Origin of the sequence: Mycobacterium angelicum (genome assembly GCF_002086155.1) — a bacterium.
Lineage (GTDB): Bacteria > Actinomycetota > Actinomycetes > Mycobacteriales > Mycobacteriaceae > Mycobacterium > Mycobacterium angelicum.
Map to the genome: position 1 here is coordinate 1 of NZ_MVHE01000208.1, position 1,179 is coordinate 1,179.

Consider the following 1,179-nt stretch of genomic DNA (forward strand, 5'->3'; position numbering starts at 1 on the left):
GTTAGGGGGTGGTGGGTGGGGATGTCGGCGAGCAGTGCGGCCAGTTCGGTGGGGTTGCTGGTGTCGCAGGCGGTGAGGGTGACGTGGGCGCCGAGGTTGGTGAGGTGGTGGTGCAGTTCGGTGGCGTCGGGGGTGTTGGGGCCGCTGCGTGAGGCCAGTAGCAGGTGGCGGGCGCCGTGGTGGGTGATGAGGTGTTCGGCGAACAGTTTGCCCAGCATGCCGGTGCCGCCGGTGATCAGGATGGTGCCGTCGGGGGTCAGGGTGGTGGGTGGGGTGAGCACGATTTTTCCGGTGTGTCGTGCTTGGTCCATGTCGGTGAAGGCGTGGCGGGCTTGGGTGAGGCCGTAGCTGGTGGTGGGTAGGGGGTGCAGGGCGCCGGTGGTGAATAGCTCGGTGAGGGTGGTCCAGGTGTGGCGAAGTTGGTCGGGGGGTGTGGTGGTCAGGTCGTGGGTGGGGTGGTCGGTGAGGTCGAGGAAGTGTCCGTGGGGGGTTAGTAGTTGGCGTGAGGCGTCGCTGAACTGGTCGAGGGTGTTCAGGACGACGTCGATGCCGCGTCGGCTGAAGGTGTCGGCGAACTCGGGGGTGCGTGAGGAGGCGATGTGGTCGGTGGGGATGGCGAGGTCGGTGAGGATGTGGTGTTTGTGGGGGCTGGCGGTGGCAAAGATTTCCGCGCCGAGGTGGTGGGCGATTTGGATGGCGGCCTGGCCGACACCGCCGGTGGCGGCGTGGATGAGGACGCGTTGTCCGGCGCCGAGTTGGGCGTGGTCGACCAGGGCGGTGTAGGCGGTTAAAAACGCCACGGGCACAGAGGCGGCCTGGGTGAAGGACCAGCCGGCGGGGATTTTGGTGACCAGGCGGTGGTCGGTCACGGCGGTGGGGGCAAACGCGTTGTGGGGGAACAGGCCCATCACGGTGTCGCCGACTGCAATGGTGGGCACGTCGGGGGCGGTTTCGAGGACGACGCCGGCGCCTTCGCAGCCGATCCCGTGATCGTTGGTGGCGGCTCGGGCGGCCTGGATATCGCGGAAGTTCAGGCCGGCGGCGCGGATGGCGACCCGGATTTGTCCGGGGGCCAACGTGGTGGCCGGTTGGGTGGGGAGCAGGGCCAGGTTCGTCAAACCCGTGCCGGTGGTGTGCAGTTGCCAGGCCGGGGTTGGGGGTGGGGTCAGGGTTTGGGTG

General features: G+C 68.2%; 1 protein-coding gene. It reads right to left on the reverse strand.

Annotation, left to right across the window (positions count from 1 at the left end; all coding sequences use genetic code 11):
* Positions 1-1,179: MDR/SDR family oxidoreductase (locus BST12_RS29030; RefSeq protein WP_139802062.1), on the reverse strand; the 1,179-nt coding region annotated here is incomplete at both ends.